Raw genomic sequence first — 18,365 nt, 5'->3', positions numbered from 1 at the left:
ATTCTATTTACCAATAATATCAATATCTGACTTTTTCACTCCACTCAGTCCGTAACTATGTAATTTAGAACGAGACCCTTCGCCATGTGCTTTCGGCGGATAAAACAACACCTTTTTTTCTGGACAAGCGTCTAATACCTCATCTAGCGCAGCTCTAATTTCACTTAATGTTTTTTCTAAACTATTAGTAAAGTTGGGCCGTTTTCTAATGGTATGCCCAAGCTCAACTAAACGGTAAAAGTATTTATCAGCGAGATCCAACAACTCCTTCGGCATCTCTTTGTTTTGATTGAGAACAGTATCGGGATTTACATCGCAAAACTCAACAAGCGCTAAATAGAAGCATAATGGTTTGTTGGCAAGCTGGACACTTACTAGTTTGTCTCTATTCGTCGTTACTGTTTTTGAATACAAATCAATAACAAGCTTAAATTCCGGTAACTTTTCTAGCGCTTGGTTTGAACTTACCTTCGCCTCAATACCTTTTCTTCTCACCCAGTTAAACACTGCAACGCCGATAAACGCCATAATCAGTGGAAAAATATAGGCTGATTTAGGTTTAGTATCATCTAATGAGACCGCGACATAGAAGTTTCTGTGTGGCGCTGATAATGTTAGTACTTCGCTTTTTTCACCCTGTCCTGCTCCAGATGTATTAATGTCAAGAACAGTTAAACGGGCATCTTGGGCGTCTAACACTGTATTGAGTGAGTTTATATATTCTCTTAACTCAGTTTCATTACCTGCATAATGTAAAAAAGGATCTGCGACAGGTAAACGATTCATATCAATAGCAACACGAAGCGCAACCGCTTCTTTTTGTTGCTTCAAAACCCGCTTAGTTTCAATACTTTGAGAAATGTAGAAAATGCCGCTAAATAACAGTGCCAAAGCAATAAAAACGGATATATTACGCTGGCTAACTTCCATCTTCTTCTCCGATAAAGCCATAAGGTAAGGCTTCACATTGCCAGTATCTATCTACCTTATCAAAGTAACTAGATGTTCTTAATTGAGCCACCTGGTTAATAATTCCCTGCATTGCACAAGCTAAGTCAGTGTTATTGTTGTTCATTTTTAAATACCATTTACTGCCACTAACATTATTCGCAATTGGCGTAATGTAATTCTTCGAAAACCGCTGCTCATCTTCTTCGGACCAATAAGAAGCTATAATATCAACTTCGCCAGCAGCCAACCGATCGCGGAGCGCTTGATGCGAGCTTAAATAGGTAATATCGAGCGCATTGATATCGATATCTAACTCTTTAAACGCACTTTTTGGTAATATGTGACCAGAGCGACTTGTTGGATAGTCAAGCAAACCTATTTTTTTATCTAAGAAATACGATTTAGATAGTTTAGGTTTTTCTGTGTTTGAGATAAAAAAGGCGGAATAAGCCGGATAACCGATAACAGGCTTATAACTATGCGTTGATTCGGCCATCAAAGCCGACATGATGTTGTCTTTCGTTAAAATAAGATCAGCGATCCCCTTTGCAAGAAACTCTATTTGCTCAGCGAGACTTCCGCCCCAATACACTTTCACTTGCCCATATTGCCTAGTGACCACTTCATCTTCACACGCTCTAACTAATACGTCTAACGCGAGACTTTTAATCGGAACATGTATTTTTAACGTGTTGATATTAGACACTGAACGTGTTTTGCAGGTATTTGAATACTGGACGACGGGATCAAGAGTTAGAGGCTTTGCCGATATTAACCGAGCCCCTAAAATCCAGCACAATAATGCGCTTATAAACAACAAAGATACAATTGTTGATTTACTAGTCAAAATGTTACTATATATCACTAATTGGAATAACCTATCCTTTCTTGACCGCTATTAGATCAATTTTCTTTACTCATTGCAATAGGTAATTTTACCAATAACTCGTAACCAGATGAATTTATTACTTTATTGACAAGAAATTATGAATCTTATTGAGTCCTTTTATTTTGTTGAAAAATACGGACAATTGGCCTCACTTTTCGGTTGGGAAGATTGTTCCCTTTTCTACAAGAGATACAAATGTTACGTAAAAGCTTGTCATTACTTTTCGCTGTAGGGATGACTATAACGACGTCAAGTGCACACGCCTGGGGTCAAAATGGTCATAGGATCATTGGCGAATTGGCTGAGGCACATTTAACCGAGCAGACTCGCGTTGCGATTCAACCTTTATTAGAAGGTGACTCTCTGGCTGAAATTTCAACTTGGGCTGATGAGATGCGTTCGGATCCAGGCACGTTTTGGCGTAAACAATCTTCGAAGTGGCATTACATCAACATCGACAACCCAAAAGCAATGCATGAGCACGTTCATGCCGATTTGAATGACAAAGAAAAAGTAAAACACATCCTAGATGGCATCTACTATTCCATCAATACGCTAAAATCAGAATCCAAATCAATTGATGAAAAGCGTTTTGCATTCCGTTTCCTGGTTCACCTTGTAGGTGACAGTCATCAACCGTTTCACGCAGGTCGCGGCAAAGACCGTGGCGGTAACATGATTAAAGTAAAATTTTTTGGCAGTGATTCAAACTTACACAGCACTTGGGACACCAAATTAATCGAAAATGAGAATCTTTCATTTACCGAGTTTACACGTTTTATTCAAACCACAAATAATGAAATAATTGCTGAATACTTAGACAGCTCGCCAGCGGATTGGTTGCTTGAGTCAAATAATATTGCTGAAAAAGTTTATAACAGCAATGAAACTGAAATAAGTTACGGTTACATTTATAAATATATGCCAACAATTAAATTTAGGCTGCAACAAGGTGGCATTAGATTAGCTGGCCTATTAAACCAAATTTATGATCCTAATTCTAAACCGCTGGTTTCATCATTGAAATCAGCAAATAAAATAACAGTTAACCATTAGTTTAAAATAACCTACTAACACGGGAAACAACATAATGAAAATCCAACTTCGCAAAAATGCACTTACGCTTGCTATCGCTGCAAGTTTAGGCATGAGTGGCATGGCGGTTGCGGCAGATACATCTTCGTCTATCAAAGGACAGATTGTAGGACCTCAAGGTAATCCAGCTGCAGACACTAAGATTATCATCGTTCACGAACCGACAGGTACACGCCGCGTTGTTACAACGAATGACACTGGTACGTACAACGCATCAGGTCTTCGCGTTGGTGGTCCATATACCATCACTATCGACTCAAACAAATTCCGTGACGCTGAGCTGCGTAACGTTTACCTATCACTAGGCGAAGCACAAAAGATCGACCAGCAGCTAAGCGAATTGCAAATGGAGTCTATCGTAGTTACTGGTACTCCAGTACTATTTAACTCCTCTGCAAACGACACTTATTACGGTGCAGATGCAATCAAGAGCACGCCTAGTATCAACCGTGATATTAAAGACGTAGTAAGAAATAACCCGCTAGTTGTTATCCAACCTGGTAGCGACAGCTCAATGACAATCGCAGGCTCAAACCCGCGTACAAACTCTATTACTGTTGATGGTATTCCACTAAACGATGACTTCGGTCTTAACTCTGGTGGTTACCCAACACAACGTAACCCATTCCCTCTAGACGCACTTGACCAAGTAACCGTTCAAGTAGCACCAACAAATGCTAAATCAAGCGGCTTTACTGGTGGTAACGTTGACGCGGTATTTAAGTCTGGTACTAACGAAATCACTGGTAGCGTTTTCTATGAGAAAATGACTGACAGCTGGGCAGGTACTCCAAAAAACAATGGTAAAGAAGTTCCACTAGAGTTTGAAGAAGAGAACTATGGCTTCTCAATCGGTGCGCCTCTTATCGAAAACAAACTATTCTTCTTCGGTGCTTACGAAAAGTATGAATCTCCTCAGTCAATTGAGTGGGGCCCTGCAGGTTCTGGTATTGGCGCTAACGAGACAAAAATCACACAAAACGACTTAGCAGAAGTACGCAAAATTGCTTCTGAAGTATATGGTGTTGATAACATCGGTGGTGCAGACACTCAACCACAACTAGAAGATGAAAAATACATCATCAAACTAGATTGGAACATCAACGACTATCATCGTGCAAACTTTATCTACATGTTCAATGAAGGTAACCGCACAAACAACATGACTGATGATGCTGATGATCTACACCTAAGCACTTATTGGTACAATAAATCTGAAAAACTAAATAACTTCAGCTCAACACTATACTCTGACTGGACAGATGATTTCTCAACGCAAATCAGTATCACAAGCAAATCTGTTGAAACTGGTCAGATTTCACTTGATAGCGCACTTGGTTTAGGTGATATCAGCATCAGCAACATCGACGTAGATGGTGATGGTGTTACAGGTGACATCAGCTTTGGTTCAGATGCTAGCCGCCACTCAAACTCACTAGAAAACGACCTAACAACATTCAAGTTTGACGGTACTTACCTACTTGACGAACATACACTAGAGTTCGGTATCAAGTATGACATTCTAGACGTTGAAAACCTTTATCTAGATGGTTCTAAGGGTGTTATCACATTTAACAGCCTAGAAGACTTTGCTGCACGCCAAATTTCAAGATACACATATAGCAACGGTATCGGCAATAACCCTGATGCAGTTGCAGCGGCATTCAAACGTAAAGACCTTGCACTATACGTGAACGACCGTTGGGACTTCAGCGATGAACTAGCGTTTAGCTTTGGTCTTCGTTACGAGCGTTTAGGCTCTGACGACAAACCAGCGTTCAACCAAGACGTATTGGACAGAACGGGTTTTGATAACACTTATAACCTAGATGGCGCTGACATTTGGTTGCCTCGTGCAGGTTTCACTTACTACATGAACGAAGACGTAACTATCCGTGGTAGCGTAGGTCGTTATGCAGGTGGTAACCCTAACGTTTGGATCTCAAACTCTTACTCAAACGATGGCTTCAGTCGTCAAAACTTCTCTGCTAGTGATGTTACTGCTCCAGCAAATATCCTAAATACTATTCCGCCAGAAGCTATCGAAGGTATTAACAATGCGAATCGTGGTTCAGTTTCGAACTTTATCGATCCTAACTTCGACATTCCATCACAGTGGACTTATATGCTAAATGCGGATGTAACACTTGACATCCCAGGCCTTGGTGACGGATTCGCGTGGACTACGACTGCAATCTTCACAGATAAAGAAAATACCGCTGAATGGGTAAATGCTGCACTTCTTCAAGAAGGCGATGTAGTAGGTTCTACTGCTGATGGTGCATTACCATTCTACGATACCAGTGAACTTGAGATTATGCTAACGAACGCAGATAAAAACGGTCGTTCAATTATCCTAAGTACTGGTCTTTCTAAAACGTGGGATAATGGCTTCAAGTTTGATATGTCTTATACTCACCAAGATATCACTGAAGGTAACCCAGGTAGTTCATCGACTGGTCGTAGTAACTACCGCTACGGTCACTTCTTGGATCACCAAGAGACACAAATCGGTACTTCTTCTTATGAAACTGAGCACCGTTTTGTTCTAAACCTTGGCTATTCAACAGAGTTCATTGAAAACTATAAAACGAATTTCAATCTATTCTTTGAACGCCGTTCAGGTTCAGCATACAGCCACCTAACAAGATGGCAAAACCTAACTGGTGGTCGCTTCTTCGATCAAGATCTAATTCAGCCTTCAGGCTTTGGCTCTACGTTCGGCGGTAACTACCTAGCTTATGTTCCAACGGCAAACGATGCAAACGTACTTCGTTACGAAGGTACAACTGAGGCAGAAGTGCTTGCTCATTATGAGAGCTTAGGTCTGTCTGGCTATGCGGGTGGCTTCGTTGACCGTAGCGCAGCTACATCGCCTTGGACAACGACTATGGATCTGTATGTTTCTCAGGAACTTCCAGGTTTCACCAAAGATCATAAAGGTGAAGTTTACTTCGTAGTGAACAACTTACTAAACCTGATTGATTCTTCAGCTGGTAAAGTTTATACGCAAGACTTTGGCACTCGTAATACGCTAAATATGGATATCGACCCTGCGACTGGTAAGTACATCATCGGCGCACCGATTACTAGCGACTATAAGTTTGAAGCAGAAGACTCAACTTACCGCATCAAGATTGGCGTACGCTACAACTTCTAATATCTAACACGTAATTAGATAATCTCCCAAAGGCCAGCGAAAGTTGGCCTTTTTTATATTTAATCCAGCTTAAGATTATTTTCCAATTAATTAACCTTTATAAATTCCTGATAGTAAATATAATAGATACAGGACAAGTCATTGCTTCTGAAGAAGCAACCATACTAAATGTTAAAATGAAGGGATTATCAATATGATAAGGGATAAATTATGTTAAAACGTAAAGCTTTTATCGGCTTTGTAGTCACGATGTTAGGCATAGCTATTGATTTTTTAATCATCTCTCTATCCAATCATTCACTAAAAAGCAGCGCATTTGAAATATCCATGCTCTACATGATCTATATGACTATAATATCATGTACAGAAAACCGTACGAGATAACATTCGGCGGTACTTTACTATATAGAGCTTGTTCTAAGCGAGTGATCAAGCTCTTTTTCATCTACTGCGGACTGTAACAATTTCAGTAGTTGTACGAACTTTTCTTTCTGCTCATCGCTAAAACAACTAAGTAGCTCAGTTTCCCATGCCAATGCAAGCGGCGTTAACGTTTGATAAAGCACTCTTCCTTGCTCTGTCACTGCAATAGTTTTTGCACGTTTATCACTTGGACTCACTAACATCTCAATCAACTCTCGGTCTTGTAACTGCTTAATTGCTCTTGAAACGGTTGATTTATCCATGCTTGCCAGTTCACAAATATGCTTTGCGGTACTCCCCTTCTTCTGTATTGCATGAGATAACACACGCCATTGTGGCTGCGTTAATTCTCCCTTTTGTTCATAGACGTGCGCAAAGTCGTTGCTCACTTTTGTTGACAGTGAAACCAGTTGATACGGCAAAAATTCGTTTATATTCAGCAGTTTTTCATTATTTTTAGACATTATTTCACACTCCCAACTGTCACTATAACTTTACAGAGCGACTAGTTGACAAATATTGAAAATACTCTCACATGAGAGTATCTTACTATAAAACACAAAGGAGTCGAGACACATGAGCCAAGAACTTCAATATTTAACTGGATTTGGTAATCAATTTGAAAGTGAAGCACTGCCGGGCGCTTTACCTATTGGTCAATTTTCACCGCAAAAAGTAAAATACGATCTTTATGCAGAGCAATATAACACCACCGCTTTTACAGCACCTCGTGCTGATAATCGTCGAAATTGGTTCTACCGTATTCGCCCTTCTGTTTTACAAGGTGAATATGAAGCGATGGATAATGGCCTATTGCGCACGGCACCAATAACTGAAGCCATTACCCCCCCTTCCATGTTGCGCTGGAACCCTATCGATATACCACAAGAAAAAACAGATTTTATCGATGGCTTAGTGACGATGGCAGCTAACGGCAGTGCCAATGGCCAAAGCGGGATTGGTATTCATGTTTACGTTGCTAACGCATCAATGGAAGGTCGTTATTTCTATAATGCGGATGGCGAGTTGTTATTCGTCCCGCAGCAAGGTGAACTCATTTTACACACTGAGTGTGGAAAACTCGCAATTAAACCAGGTGAGATTGCCGTTATCCCTCGAGGTATCAAATTCAGTGTAGAGCTTTTAAGCGATACGGTGCGTGGTTATATTTGTGAAAACTACGGACACCCTTACATATTGCCTGAACGAGGCCCCGTTGGTGCGAATGGCTATACCAACGAACGTGACTTTCAATACCCCGTTGCCGCCTTTGAAGACAAAGAAGGTGATTTTGAACTCGTTGCAAAGTTTAATGGTAATTTGTTCCGCTGTGAGATTGGCCACTCACCGCTTGATGTGGTTGCATGGACAGGTAATAGCGCCCCATACAAATATGATTTAGCACGATTTAACGTAATGAACACCGTAAGCTTTGATCATCCAGATCCGTCAATCTTTACTGTACTGACTTCTCCATCAGGCACACCAGGTGTTGCAAACGTAGACTTTGTGATCTTCCCACCGCGCTGGATGGTGGCAGAAAATACATTCCGTCCGCCTTATTATCACCGTAATATCATGAGTGAGTTTATGGGCTTAATTGAAGGGGTATACGACGCCAAAGAACATGGTTTTGTGCCCGGTGGCATGAGTCTACACAACTGTATGTCTCCACATGGACCAGAAGCGGATGTATTTGAAAAGGCGAGTAATGCAGAGCTTGCACCACAGCGCTATGAAAACACACTCGCGTTTATGTTTGAGTCACGTTACATTATCTCTCCAACTAAGTATGCTTTAGAAGGCAAAGCGCGTCAGCCTAACTATGCTGATTGCTGGAAAGGCATTAAAAAGTACTTTAAAGGAGCATAAAGATTATGTTGAAACTCTATACTTATTTTCGCTCATCTGCAGCCTATCGTGTGCGTATTGCTTTAAATCTTAAAGGATTAGACCACGAGTTAGTCCCAGTAAACCTGCTTAAATCGGAGCAAAGCGGCGAGGCATATTTAAGTAAAAACGGTCAAGGGTTACTACCGGCTCTTGAAACTGAGCATGGCGTTCTTGCACAATCTTTAGCAATATTGGAGTGGCTAGAAGAAACCCAAACAGGCCAAGCATTGCTACCACAAGATCCTTGGCAAAAAGCGCAGGTAAGAAACTTTTGCTACGCCATAGCCTGTGATATCCACCCTATCGATAACCTGCGTGTGCTTAAATATCTCTCAAGTGAGCTAGGTGCATCTGATGAGCAAAAAAATGAGTGGTATCGCCATTGGGTTATCGAAGGCTTTAAAAAGATCGAACCTATGATAGGTGACGGTCAATTTTGCTTTGGCACGGAGCCCACACTCGCAGATGTTTGTTTAGTACCACAAGTGTTTAATGCCCTGCGTTTTAAAGTTGATATGACTGCATTTCCTAAGATCAGTCGAGTGTACGAATATTGTAATACGCTTGATGCGTTTTCTGATGCGGCGCCTGAAAATCAATTAGACGCACAATAAGGCTAGTAAACGATAAGCCAACTAAAAAGAGTGACATGCTAAGCATATCACTCTTTCAATCAAACGAACGTTTGTTATTTCAACGCGCTATAGACATGATCAAAATGGCCAATAAGGTCGTGACCAAGATCAGTCAAATAACCCCCATCGGGGCTGTCAATGACCCCTTTTTCAAATAGCCGCATCGCGGCACCTTGTATACCTTCAGGCGCGCTGCTATGAATTTTTATCCCCTGATGCAAACTATGTCTTGGAAATCTAGCTAGTAAGGTCAACTCATCCAACAATTTTTGGTCTAATGCCATTGTCATTTTTCCTTATTCTTCTATAGTCATCTAACACTCTAGTTCAAAAAACCAAATTTGATGAAGTTTTTAATTTGTTTAATCACTGTTAATTTGATCTCACTGCCTGTTTTGGCGACAACGCCCGCTGATTTGAGGTTATATGGAGAAATACCAAAGCAAGTCTGTTGGTATGAAGGAAAGTCATATAGCGAAGGCGCACTATTGCTACAGTTTGACATGCTGTTTATCTGTGCAACGAAAAAGTATAACGAAGACAATGGCAAACTTGTGTGGGTAAAGGCTGATGCGTCTGGTGCACCAATTAGACCTGAAATTTCGGATAAAATTAGGGTAAACTAGGCGTAATATCTAAAGTTATATAGAAGTAGAAGATGACAACCCAAGCAAATAACCCCCTTCACGGTATCAAGTTAGAAGAAATTATTGTAAAACTTGAACAGCAGCTAGGCTGGAAAGAAATGGCAGCCGCCGTAGATATCAACTGCTTCAAAGATAATCCAAGCGTTAAATCTAGTCTCAAGTTTTTGCGTCGCACACCTTGGGCAAGAACCAAAGTGGAGCAACTGTATCTAGATACCTTCCACGGCTTTCAGTGGCCAGATATAAAAAAATAACCCGTTTTCTCTAAGTTTATTTGGCTACATAAAGCACGTTGTAAGTTTCCTGAAGCTTATCAAGAATGTGTTTGGGAACATTTTTATTACAGGCTAGATAAAGAGACGTATTAAACTGATCTAATGTATATACCGGCTCAAGTAATTGAGCCGTTTGCTCTTTTGCACTTCGAAACCTAAACTGGGCATCACTTAATACCACCAAATCAACAAAGTCTTTGCGCGTCTTGAGTAGCTCAAAAACCTTATCAAAAGAATTAATCAGGATCAGCTGCTTCCCTTCTTGAAAACCATGTTCCATTAAAAATTGGTGGCTAAAATTGTCTCGGATCACCGCTGTTCGATAAGCTTGCGCATCTTCTAGTTTATTCAGCTTGATTTTGCTTTCACGTAGCGCATAAAAAGAGGTGGTAAAAGTGTCAATGGGAAATACCCAAGTAAACTCATTTTCGCGGATGGTATTTCTGGCTGTTGAAAACACACAGGTATCTTCTTTTCTTAATGCAGCATTATAGGCTGCAGGCCATGAAAGTACGTTGATGGTGTAATCAATGCCAGAGTCATCAAGCACCGCCCTGACTTTATCCGCTGAACGCCCAATTAGTTCTCCTTTTTCATTAAGGTATTGGAAGTCAGGAAAGTTCTCAGTGACTATATTTAGCGTGTAGGCAAGCGCACTGAAACTCATCAGCAAAATACAAAGACCAAAAGAGCGTGCACCCTTCATGAAACTCTCCCCATAGCTACTTGAATAATATAGTCTTAACTTAAAGGTTGAGCAATTTTTAAAGAGATAGAATGGCTTCTTGTAGATGGGAGTTATGGGTAACTTATCGAAGTGAATGAGTGATAGGCAAGGATGCCCCTGCCTATCACAGAGCTACATAATTACTTTAGCTATTGTTGATAGCATCAATCAAAAATGCACTCAGCTTAGCACCTTCTTTAAGCGTGGTTTCTGAGCTCGTTTGTCCAACAAGAGAGCTATCGGTAAATGGGGCAATTTCCATCATGTCTGCACCTGTGATTTTAAACTCACCACGCAGCGCTTGTAGAATTAACATCGCTTCGTCTGGAGTCATACCGCCTGCCTCTGGAGTACCCGTTGCAGAAGCAAACTCTTCATCAAGTGCGTCAATGTCAAAGCTAACATAAAGCTCTTCAACACCGTCAGCCTTTAGCTGTGCAATAACTTCATCTACAATCGCTTGTGCACCACGCTCTCTGATCTCATGAGCCCAATGCTGCTTAACACCGAATGTAGACTCCCAATGAGACTTAGGTTTGCCACTCGAGCGGATCCCAAATTGCACTAAGTGATGGGGTGCAGGTAAAAACTCTAGAATATGCGTACACCAAGAGCCGAAGCATAAATCGATACCTAAGCGCTCAACAAGTAAATCCGTGTGAGCATCAAAATGGATAATCGCTGTTTTTACACCACGAGCACGCTTTGCTTTAAGATACGCTTTTGTTAACGGGTAGCTGATTGAGTGATCACCACCAATGCCAAACACGCCTTTATCTGGGTAATTTTCGTAAAAGCCATCACACACATCTTCTGTAATAGATAATGGTGAGACGTAATACTCACTCTCTGGGTCAGCATAAAGTGCCTTTTGACAATTACTGATCGTGCTCTCGTTTAAATATTTGTCGTGTAGTAAATGTGGAATAACACGCACATCGCCAAGGTCAAACGCGCTTGTTTGCGGCTGTTGCTCAATTAATGTCGAACGCAAAAATAACGGGCCCCAGTTAGCGCCGCGTAAAATACCACCGCCACAATCCGAACTGATCCCAAGAATTGCCGCTTTATGTTCACTTTCGCCCAATTTTTCCAGTGACGCTTTCCATAAAGTATCAACACCTTCTGTTTGTCCATATAGCTTTTGTCTTAGCGCGTCTTTTCTTTCTTTCGCTGTGTTTACTGTAAACACACCATCACCCGGTGGGCATAAACAGTGCTCAAGTTTTTTATGGAATTGTTTTTTGCTCTCAGACATCGCTATCCCCTCTTATATGCATAATCATGCGACCCAGAAAAATCTTCCCTATTGCGCTCTATATTTTGCGTCACACTCAAAATACGATTGGCTTGAAATGAGTAAAAACGATAAATTAAAAATAAAAAAACTTATAAATCAAAAGGTTTTCTTGATTTCTAACTTCGTTTTCGGAAGACATTGACTGTTCGTTAGGTCGTTGTTGCAGCACATATAACAGGTTCAAATAGGAAGTCAACCGCAGTACCAACAATGCGCGTTGAGGCTGCGGTTGTTTATTCATAGAGGGTGTTTAGTTATTCGTAGTGACGTGGCACTTTTGTTTTAATTACAGCGATATAGCCATGCCAACTTGCGTACGCAAGTAGCGGCATAATAACGATAAAGCCAGCCGTTCCAGTTGCAAACCCAAGCATCACCATGAACACTAAGATCCCACACCACACCACCATAGCGCCGACATTTTCCTTCACCGCATGCATTGAGCTTATTACCGCAGTCATAATATCCACTCGGCGCTCCATCATTATTTGCGGGGTAAACGCTGAGATCGCAAATACACACACCAATAAAATGCCCCCCACTATCGAGCCGAGTGCTAAAAATGCCGAAAGTTGTTCAAACGTTGGATTCGGAACATTTGGATATAATGCATGAATAAGCGCAGCTAGGCGCATCCAAACAATCATAATGACCATCAGTAACACCGCAAACCCCCACTCGCCAGCCGGATTACGGAACATTGACTTAAGGCTGTGTGATAATGTTGGTTTATGGCCCTTTTCCAACTCCCACGCTACATCATACAAGCCAGCAGCGAAAGCAGGCCCGATAAGCGCAAAGGCGACAGCGGCAGGCAGAATTACCAAGTGAGTACCTGATTGGTACACTAACCACATGATAAAAGCAGGTATAAGGGTAAAAATAAGTCCATACACTAGGCTAAGTAATGGCGCATTTGCAATATCTTTAAACGCTAATGCGAGCCAGTGAAACGGCGCCATGGTTGGGACTTTGTTGCACTCAAAGCAACGCGCAAATTCGTTATCTTTATTTATAGAATGTGTAGCAGGCATAACCATTCCTCATTGTTGCTCTCATGTTAAGGTTTAGTGGAACATCGACAATCCTGCAAGCTATCCCGAGCTATAATACCAGCTGTATTAACTCTCTAACCAATTTGAAGGGCAAAATATCATATAAGCTTCGTTAAAAATTTCTCATTAAGCACAACTAAATAGCAAAATTTTTGCCTTGCCTATATGGATTTAGGTACCTTATGTAGTGATTCATTAGCGGTAGCAGCACGCAAGAGCGGTACTACTAATACGACTTCCCCACTTAAAAATAATTTACTTACTTCGGTTGCTATAATTTAAACACGTCACGCTTAAATAGGACATCTGTCCTGTACTTGATAGGCATTAACTATAAACATTACGCTTTAATTATAACTAAGGTTTACTATGGAAAAGGTATTTCACTTAGGTCTTACGAAAGCCGACCTACAAGGCGCTTCACTGGCAATTGTTCCGGGTGATCCCGAGCGCTCAAAACGCATTTCCGAATATCTCGATTCTCCTGTCTGCTTAGCACAAACTCGCGAATTTCATATTTACCTTGGCTTTTTAAATGAAAGTCCTGTGGTAATTTGTTCAACAGGTATAGGCGGCCCATCAACGTCAATCGCAGTTGAAGAGCTAGCACAGCTTGGTATCACTACCTTTTTACGCATAGGTACGACTGGCGCTATTCAACCACATATCAATGAAGGTGATATTTTGGTGAGCACGGCATCAGTGCGTTTAGATGGCGCTAGCCAGCACTTTGCGCCTATCGAGTTTCCTGCGGTTTCTGATTTCCACACCACTTCGGCAATGGTACAAGCTTGTGAATCGTTGGGCATTACTCATCACGTTGGGATCACTGCGTCTAGCGATACTTTCTACCCAGGGCAAGAACGCTACGACACATATTCAGGCTACGTCAGAAAGGCGTATCAAGGTTCGTGTGCAGAATGGCAAAAGCTTAATGTGATGAACTATGAGATGGAGTCTGCGACGTTGTTTACCATGTGTGCAGCACTTGGATTGAAAGCAGCTTGTCTTGCGGGCGTTTTGGTGAATAGAACACGCCAAGAAATCCCCAATGTCGACCATCAAGCTGTTGAAAAGAAAGCCGTCACTGCAGTATTAAAAGCAGCTGAACTGTTACTTTCGAAATAATAGCGCTAAGCGTAGAGATTGAGTGACTACTCAATCTCTATATGTGTAAGCAAATGCTCGGCATTGTATGCCTTTAATACTGCTAAGCTTACTTGCAACTGGTTAGCACAGCCCTGCTTTTCTAGCAAAGTGATCCCTACTACATTTACCTCAGATAATACTTTACCCGACATCGCTAATTGACTTAGTGCACTTTGTAATGGCGATAAGCTTGGGTTATAAGCCGCATTTTCAGCATAACGCCCATAAAAGCACTCGCCAGTGTCTAGTTTAATTTCCACCGCACTTTGATTGTGTGTGTAGGGGCAATAAGCGTGCAGATAATGCTGATAAAGCGCTGCACTGATTGATGCAGGCGATGTTTCATTCGCAGCAAGATGTTGCTCTTGAGAAAAGAGTTTTTCACTGTTGCCCAGATCGTCCGGACCAAACGAAGTCGGCAGCAAATCACACAACGAGGTTTTGCCTGTCGGCAATAAGATTTCAAGCTCCTTTGCGGTGCTTAGTTCATTCATAAACTGGCGACAAAATCCGCAAGGCGCGGCATTGATCGTCATTTTAGAGATTTCAGTTGCACCATTTAACCACGCATTGTTAATTGCCGCTTGCTCGGCATGAACAACCAAAGAAAGCGCTTGATGCGAAAATTCTATATTAGCGCCTAAAAACGCTTGTTGAGATTTATCATCCCAAGCAATGGCACCAACATAAAATTGTGAAATAGGAGGCGTAGCAAACTCGGCTGCAACTTCAAGTAAAGCAGCCTCAAGCTCAGATCCAGATAAGTGAAAACGGTTTTGATATTGTGCTAGCTGGGAATAACTAAATATTCCACGATGGGCAATGGCGTATTGCGTTAACGCACTTTTTATTGATGGTTCTATCTTTGCCATATTGTTGTCATGTTTATCTATGGCAGGATAGTTTACGCAAGAGTTACAGCCGACTCAACCATTCTCTTGCAGATTTAAAACACTCAAAGTTTTCAGCGCTGATATTAAAACGCTTAATTTTTTGTAGAAAAAGGTCATGCATATAACCTTCAAAACCAACGACGCGCGCGATGTGTAAATTACCGATATTGTGCGCAACTTTTGGCATTATGTTCACAATATCAATCGCAGCAAAGCGGTGTTCAAGTTCACTCACATCCACTAATACTTTGCTACTATTATGCTTTTTAGCATATAGATTGGCTTTCTCGTATGCCGAGACCACATCGTTTGCATTCGCAATGCCTCTGACCTTCATCATAATCAGATCATTACACTCATCAAATGTGACGCTAGTAGAAATTTTGTGCATGTATCGTAGACCCATCAACCGACAATTCTTGAATAAAACAAATAAAACGACTGGTTAAACCAGCCGCGCATTTTAAATCAATGAGAATTACTGTCAATAAATATACTAATAAAAAACCAACCAAAATAAAAAAACCAATCCATTGGGATTGGTTTTGTAGCTGTTATGCTTATAAATGTAAAATTTTACAAAAATAGATTATTCAAATTGTTGCACTAACCCGTGTTGCGCATTCCCGCCGCGATCCCTGTCATCGTGATCATGAGTGCCAGTTCCAAATCGTGATTGGTTTCTACACGCACACGCTTTAACAGTTCTATTTGTAACAAGTTTAGAGGATCGGTATACGGGTTTCTCAGTCCGATTGATTCTTTGATCCAAGGTTGCTGTGACAACAACGATGACTCTGGCGCAAGGCCGCGAATAAGCTCGATGGCTTGCTGCAAGTTGTCTCTTAATTCATCCCCTAGGCCTATATAGTCATCACTAACTAAACTTGCATCATACATCTCGCTGAGCCAGAGATCGGCTTTACAGAATACCATTTCGAGCATTTCTAAACGGGTTCTAAAAAATGGCCACTTTGCGCTCATTTCTTGCAGCATGTCTTTACCAAACGTTTCTACGGCAGCTTCAAGACCTTCTTTTGCCCCCAGCCAAGCAGGCAACATCAAGCGATTTTGACTCCATGCGAAAATCCAAGGAATAGCCCTCAAACTCTCTACTCCGCCGTTTGGATTACGTTTAGAAGGCCTCGAGCCTAGCGGTAATTTAGACAACTCTTGTTCTGGCGTTGCCATTCTAAAGTAAGGCACAAACTCAGGATTCTCTCGAACAATACTGCGATACTTTTTACAGGAAGCTTCACTAATCGTCTCCATTACCTCTACCCATTTCGGTTCGGGTCTAGGGGGCGGCAACAAATTACTTTGTAAAATCGCACTGGTATAAATAGATAGACTTTGCATCGCGACTTTAGGTAAACCAAATTTAAAGCGGATCATTTCGCCTTGCTCGGTTACTCGCAAGCCACTTTTTAGCGACCCAGGAGGCTGAGATCTCAGCGCTTGTGCTGCAGGCGCACCTCCACGACCAATCGTGCCTCCGCGGCCATGGAAAAGCACCAGCTCGATGCCCTTCGCTTCAGCAAGGTTAACCAGCTTTTCCATTGCATCATACTGCGCCCATCCTGCCGCCATCATTCCTGCGTCTTTTGCAGAGTCGGAATAGCCGATCATGACATATTGCTTGGCACCAATCGTGCCTTTATACCAAGTGTTCTCAAATAACCCGCTGATCACTGATTGTGCGTTATTTAAATCATCCAGCGTTTCAAATAGCGGGGCTACCGGTAAGTTGAATTTACATCCGCTTTCTTGGAGTAATAAATGTACGGCGAGAATATCTGAGGCACTTTGCGCCATTGAGATAATGTAAATGCCAAGTGCATTTTGGTCTTGATCCGCAATCGTTGCAAATGTCTCTAGCACCTCTTGAACATTGGAAGAAGGTTGCCAATGACGCGGCAGTAACGGTCGTCTCGAGCTTAGTTCGGTTAATAAGAAAGCTTGCTTGTCTGCTTCTTGCCACTGGGCATAATCGCCAAGACCCAAATAGCGCGTTAATTCAGAAAACACTTCGGTATGTCTGGCGGAATCTTGACGAATATCTAACTTACATAAAGACACGCCAAAGCAGTCAATTCGTCTTAATACATCCAACAATAAACCATCGGCAATATTAGCCATGCGACAATCAACCAACGAGCGATAACACGCCTCTAGTGGCTCTCTTATCTGTGAGACCTGTTTAATCTTATCCTGATAATGAGAAGGCGTGCCTTTGATTTTATATTCCAATGCTGCAATGGTTTCTTCTACCTCAGCGCGTACTTGCTTTAGCACATGCCGATAAGGTTCATTGCTGCTGTCCGCTCGCGCTATAAAGCTTGCGGATGCATTACTCATAGAAAGTTCTGCCCCCAAGATTTCTAGATCACGACGATATAAGTCAAGCGCCATCCAGCGGCCGTGATCAAGCACAGATTGCGTCACATGAGAAGTAACAAACGGGTTGCCGTCTCTATCGCCACCCATCCAAGAAGTGAGCTGGATAGGACTAAAATTGGCGGGTAGTTGTAAGTTTAATCGCGTTTTCACTTGGGCGTTGAAATACCGAACAAACTTAGGCACGGCTTCCCAAAGACTATTTTCGATAACCGCGAACCCCCACTTTGCTTCATCCAGTGGCGTAGGTCGCTTTTCTCTAATATCGCTTGTGTGCCACGCTTGTGAGATCAACTGCTCAATGCGGTCAATGACCTCATCGTAAACAGGATCCTCACCTGAGGTCACCTCAAGCACTTTTAAACATTCGCTCAACTCAACGTGTTTATTGATGATGGTTCTGCGTGTTACTTCCGTTGGGTGAGCGGTTAGCACCAAATCGATTTTTAGTTTGCTTATTACATCTGCTACTTCATTGAGTGTCAGCGCGCCAGCATCGACTTTACTTTGCAATTCATCAAGCGCCTTATCGACTTCGATCATCACGCCGTCTGGAGAGCCTGATTTTGAAATGGTGTGGAATTGTTCTGCGACATTCGCAAGGTTTAAGAAATGATTAAATGAGCGAGCAACAGGAAGTAGCGCTTCATCGCTTAGGCTACGTAAGGTGTCAATCAGCGCTTGCCTATCTGAATCATTACCGCTTCGCGAGGATTTTGCTAGGTGCCTAATTTCTTCAACTTTGTCTAGCGTCTCTTGACCCTGCGCTTGTTGAATAATTTGTCCTAACATCTGCCCCAAAAGGCTCACATTACTACGTAGGCTTGCGTATTGCTCAGTCATACAATCTCCTTGATGAAAAGATACTCGAACTCC

At 41.8% G+C, this 18,365-nt stretch carries 17 protein-coding genes; 7 read left to right on the top strand and 10 right to left on the bottom strand.

Annotation, left to right across the window (positions count from 1 at the left end; genetic code table 11):
• Window positions 1-3: 3 nt before the first annotated feature.
• Both EXT48_RS19425 and EXT48_RS19420 read right to left on the bottom strand, forming a co-directional pair.
• Window positions 4-930, bottom strand: coding sequence for a hypothetical protein (locus tag EXT48_RS19425; RefSeq protein WP_045990333.1), 927 nt, complete (start codon window positions 928-930; stop codon window positions 4-6).
• The gene (locus tag EXT48_RS19420) at window positions 920-1,657 is read right to left on the bottom strand and encodes a PhnD/SsuA/transferrin family substrate-binding protein (protein WP_239359039.1); all 738 of its coding nucleotides are present in this window, start codon (window positions 1,655-1,657) and stop codon (window positions 920-922) included. Before EXT48_RS19420 ends, EXT48_RS19425 begins: the two co-directional genes overlap by 11 nt.
• A gap of 378 nt (window positions 1,658-2,035) precedes the next feature.
• Here EXT48_RS19420 and EXT48_RS19415 point away from each other — a divergent pair, with 378 nt between their 5' ends.
• Both EXT48_RS19415 and EXT48_RS19410 read left to right on the top strand, forming a co-directional pair.
• The gene (locus tag EXT48_RS19415) at window positions 2,036-2,896 is read left to right on the top strand and encodes a S1/P1 nuclease (protein WP_039495059.1); all 861 of its coding nucleotides are present in this window, start codon (window positions 2,036-2,038) and stop codon (window positions 2,894-2,896) included.
• A gap of 34 nt (window positions 2,897-2,930) precedes the next feature.
• Window positions 2,931-6,095 (top strand): TonB-dependent receptor, encoded by a 3,165-nt coding sequence (locus tag EXT48_RS19410; protein ID WP_069019303.1) that lies wholly within the window; start codon window positions 2,931-2,933, stop codon window positions 6,093-6,095.
• A 401-nt stretch (window positions 6,096-6,496) separates the two neighbouring features.
• Here EXT48_RS19410 and EXT48_RS19405 read toward each other — a convergent pair whose 3' ends face one another.
• Window positions 6,497-6,982, bottom strand: coding sequence for a MarR family winged helix-turn-helix transcriptional regulator (locus EXT48_RS19405; protein WP_130165448.1), 486 nt, complete (start codon window positions 6,980-6,982; stop codon window positions 6,497-6,499).
• Window positions 6,983-7,094: 112 nt separating this feature from the next.
• Between EXT48_RS19405 and hmgA the strand changes: the two genes are divergently transcribed.
• Both hmgA and maiA read left to right on the top strand, forming a co-directional pair.
• Window positions 7,095-8,390 (top strand): homogentisate 1,2-dioxygenase, encoded by a 1,296-nt coding sequence (gene hmgA / locus EXT48_RS19400; RefSeq protein WP_130165447.1) that lies wholly within the window; start codon window positions 7,095-7,097, stop codon window positions 8,388-8,390.
• 8 nt (window positions 8,391-8,398) lie between these two features.
• A complete protein-coding gene (maiA, locus tag EXT48_RS19395) occupies window positions 8,399-9,025 on the top strand; it encodes a maleylacetoacetate isomerase (RefSeq protein ID WP_205992122.1) in 627 nt (208 codons plus the stop codon).
• A 74-nt stretch (window positions 9,026-9,099) separates the two neighbouring features.
• On the opposite strand, the gene EXT48_RS19390 is transcribed toward maiA, so the two are convergent.
• Entirely contained in the window at window positions 9,100-9,330 is a 231-nt protein-coding gene (locus EXT48_RS19390; RefSeq protein ID WP_010373121.1) for a TIGR02647 family protein, read from the bottom strand.
• A 60-nt stretch (window positions 9,331-9,390) separates the two neighbouring features.
• Between EXT48_RS19390 and EXT48_RS19385 the strand changes: the two genes are divergently transcribed.
• Together EXT48_RS19385 and EXT48_RS19380 are read left to right on the top strand one after the other, a co-directional pair.
• Window positions 9,391-9,672 carry a DUF1496 domain-containing protein gene (locus tag EXT48_RS19385; RefSeq protein WP_130165445.1) on the top strand — a complete coding sequence of 94 codons (282 nt, stop codon included), beginning with the start codon at window positions 9,391-9,393 and terminating at the stop codon, window positions 9,670-9,672.
• Window positions 9,673-9,704: 32 nt separating this feature from the next.
• The gene (locus EXT48_RS19380) at window positions 9,705-9,947 is read left to right on the top strand and encodes a VF530 family DNA-binding protein (protein ID WP_017216709.1); all 243 of its coding nucleotides are present in this window, start codon (window positions 9,705-9,707) and stop codon (window positions 9,945-9,947) included.
• A 16-nt stretch (window positions 9,948-9,963) separates the two neighbouring features.
• Here the strand turns inward: EXT48_RS19380 and EXT48_RS19375 are convergent, their stop codons facing one another.
• The 3 genes from EXT48_RS19375 to EXT48_RS19365 form a co-directional block, all read right to left on the bottom strand.
• Window positions 9,964-10,674, bottom strand: coding sequence for a transporter substrate-binding domain-containing protein (locus EXT48_RS19375; protein ID WP_130165444.1), 711 nt, complete (start codon window positions 10,672-10,674; stop codon window positions 9,964-9,966).
• 166 nt (window positions 10,675-10,840) lie between these two features.
• Window positions 10,841-11,953 carry an arginase family protein gene (locus EXT48_RS19370; protein WP_045990324.1) on the bottom strand — a complete coding sequence of 371 codons (1,113 nt, stop codon included), beginning with the start codon at window positions 11,951-11,953 and terminating at the stop codon, window positions 10,841-10,843.
• Between the two features lie 296 nt (window positions 11,954-12,249).
• The gene (locus EXT48_RS19365) at window positions 12,250-13,029 is read right to left on the bottom strand and encodes a DUF2189 domain-containing protein (protein ID WP_039495051.1); all 780 of its coding nucleotides are present in this window, start codon (window positions 13,027-13,029) and stop codon (window positions 12,250-12,252) included.
• 390 nt (window positions 13,030-13,419) lie between these two features.
• Here EXT48_RS19365 and udp point away from each other — a divergent pair, with 390 nt between their 5' ends.
• Complete coding sequence (gene udp, locus EXT48_RS19360) at window positions 13,420-14,178, top strand: uridine phosphorylase (RefSeq protein ID WP_039495050.1); 759 nt, start codon at window positions 13,420-13,422, stop codon at window positions 14,176-14,178.
• A gap of 26 nt (window positions 14,179-14,204) precedes the next feature.
• Here the strand turns inward: udp and cdd are convergent, their stop codons facing one another.
• From cdd to ppc, 3 genes are all read right to left on the bottom strand, one after another.
• On the bottom strand, window positions 14,205-15,071 hold the full coding sequence (gene cdd, locus EXT48_RS19355; protein WP_130165443.1) for a cytidine deaminase: 867 nt from the start codon (window positions 15,069-15,071) through the stop codon (window positions 14,205-14,207).
• A 43-nt stretch (window positions 15,072-15,114) separates the two neighbouring features.
• On the bottom strand, window positions 15,115-15,432 hold the full coding sequence (locus EXT48_RS19350) for a hypothetical protein (protein ID WP_232288019.1): 318 nt from the start codon (window positions 15,430-15,432) through the stop codon (window positions 15,115-15,117).
• A 266-nt stretch (window positions 15,433-15,698) separates the two neighbouring features.
• A complete protein-coding gene (gene ppc, locus EXT48_RS19345; RefSeq protein WP_130165442.1) occupies window positions 15,699-18,332 on the bottom strand; it encodes a phosphoenolpyruvate carboxylase in 2,634 nt (877 codons plus the stop codon).
• Between the last annotated feature and the right edge of the window lie 33 nt (window positions 18,333-18,365).

The organism is Pseudoalteromonas sp. CO348, assembly GCF_004208845.1.
GTDB lineage: Bacteria > Pseudomonadota > Gammaproteobacteria > Enterobacterales > Alteromonadaceae > Pseudoalteromonas > Pseudoalteromonas maricaloris.
The sequence above is the reverse complement of the archived record's forward strand: the minus strand, read 5'-3'. Positions and strand labels throughout refer to the sequence as shown.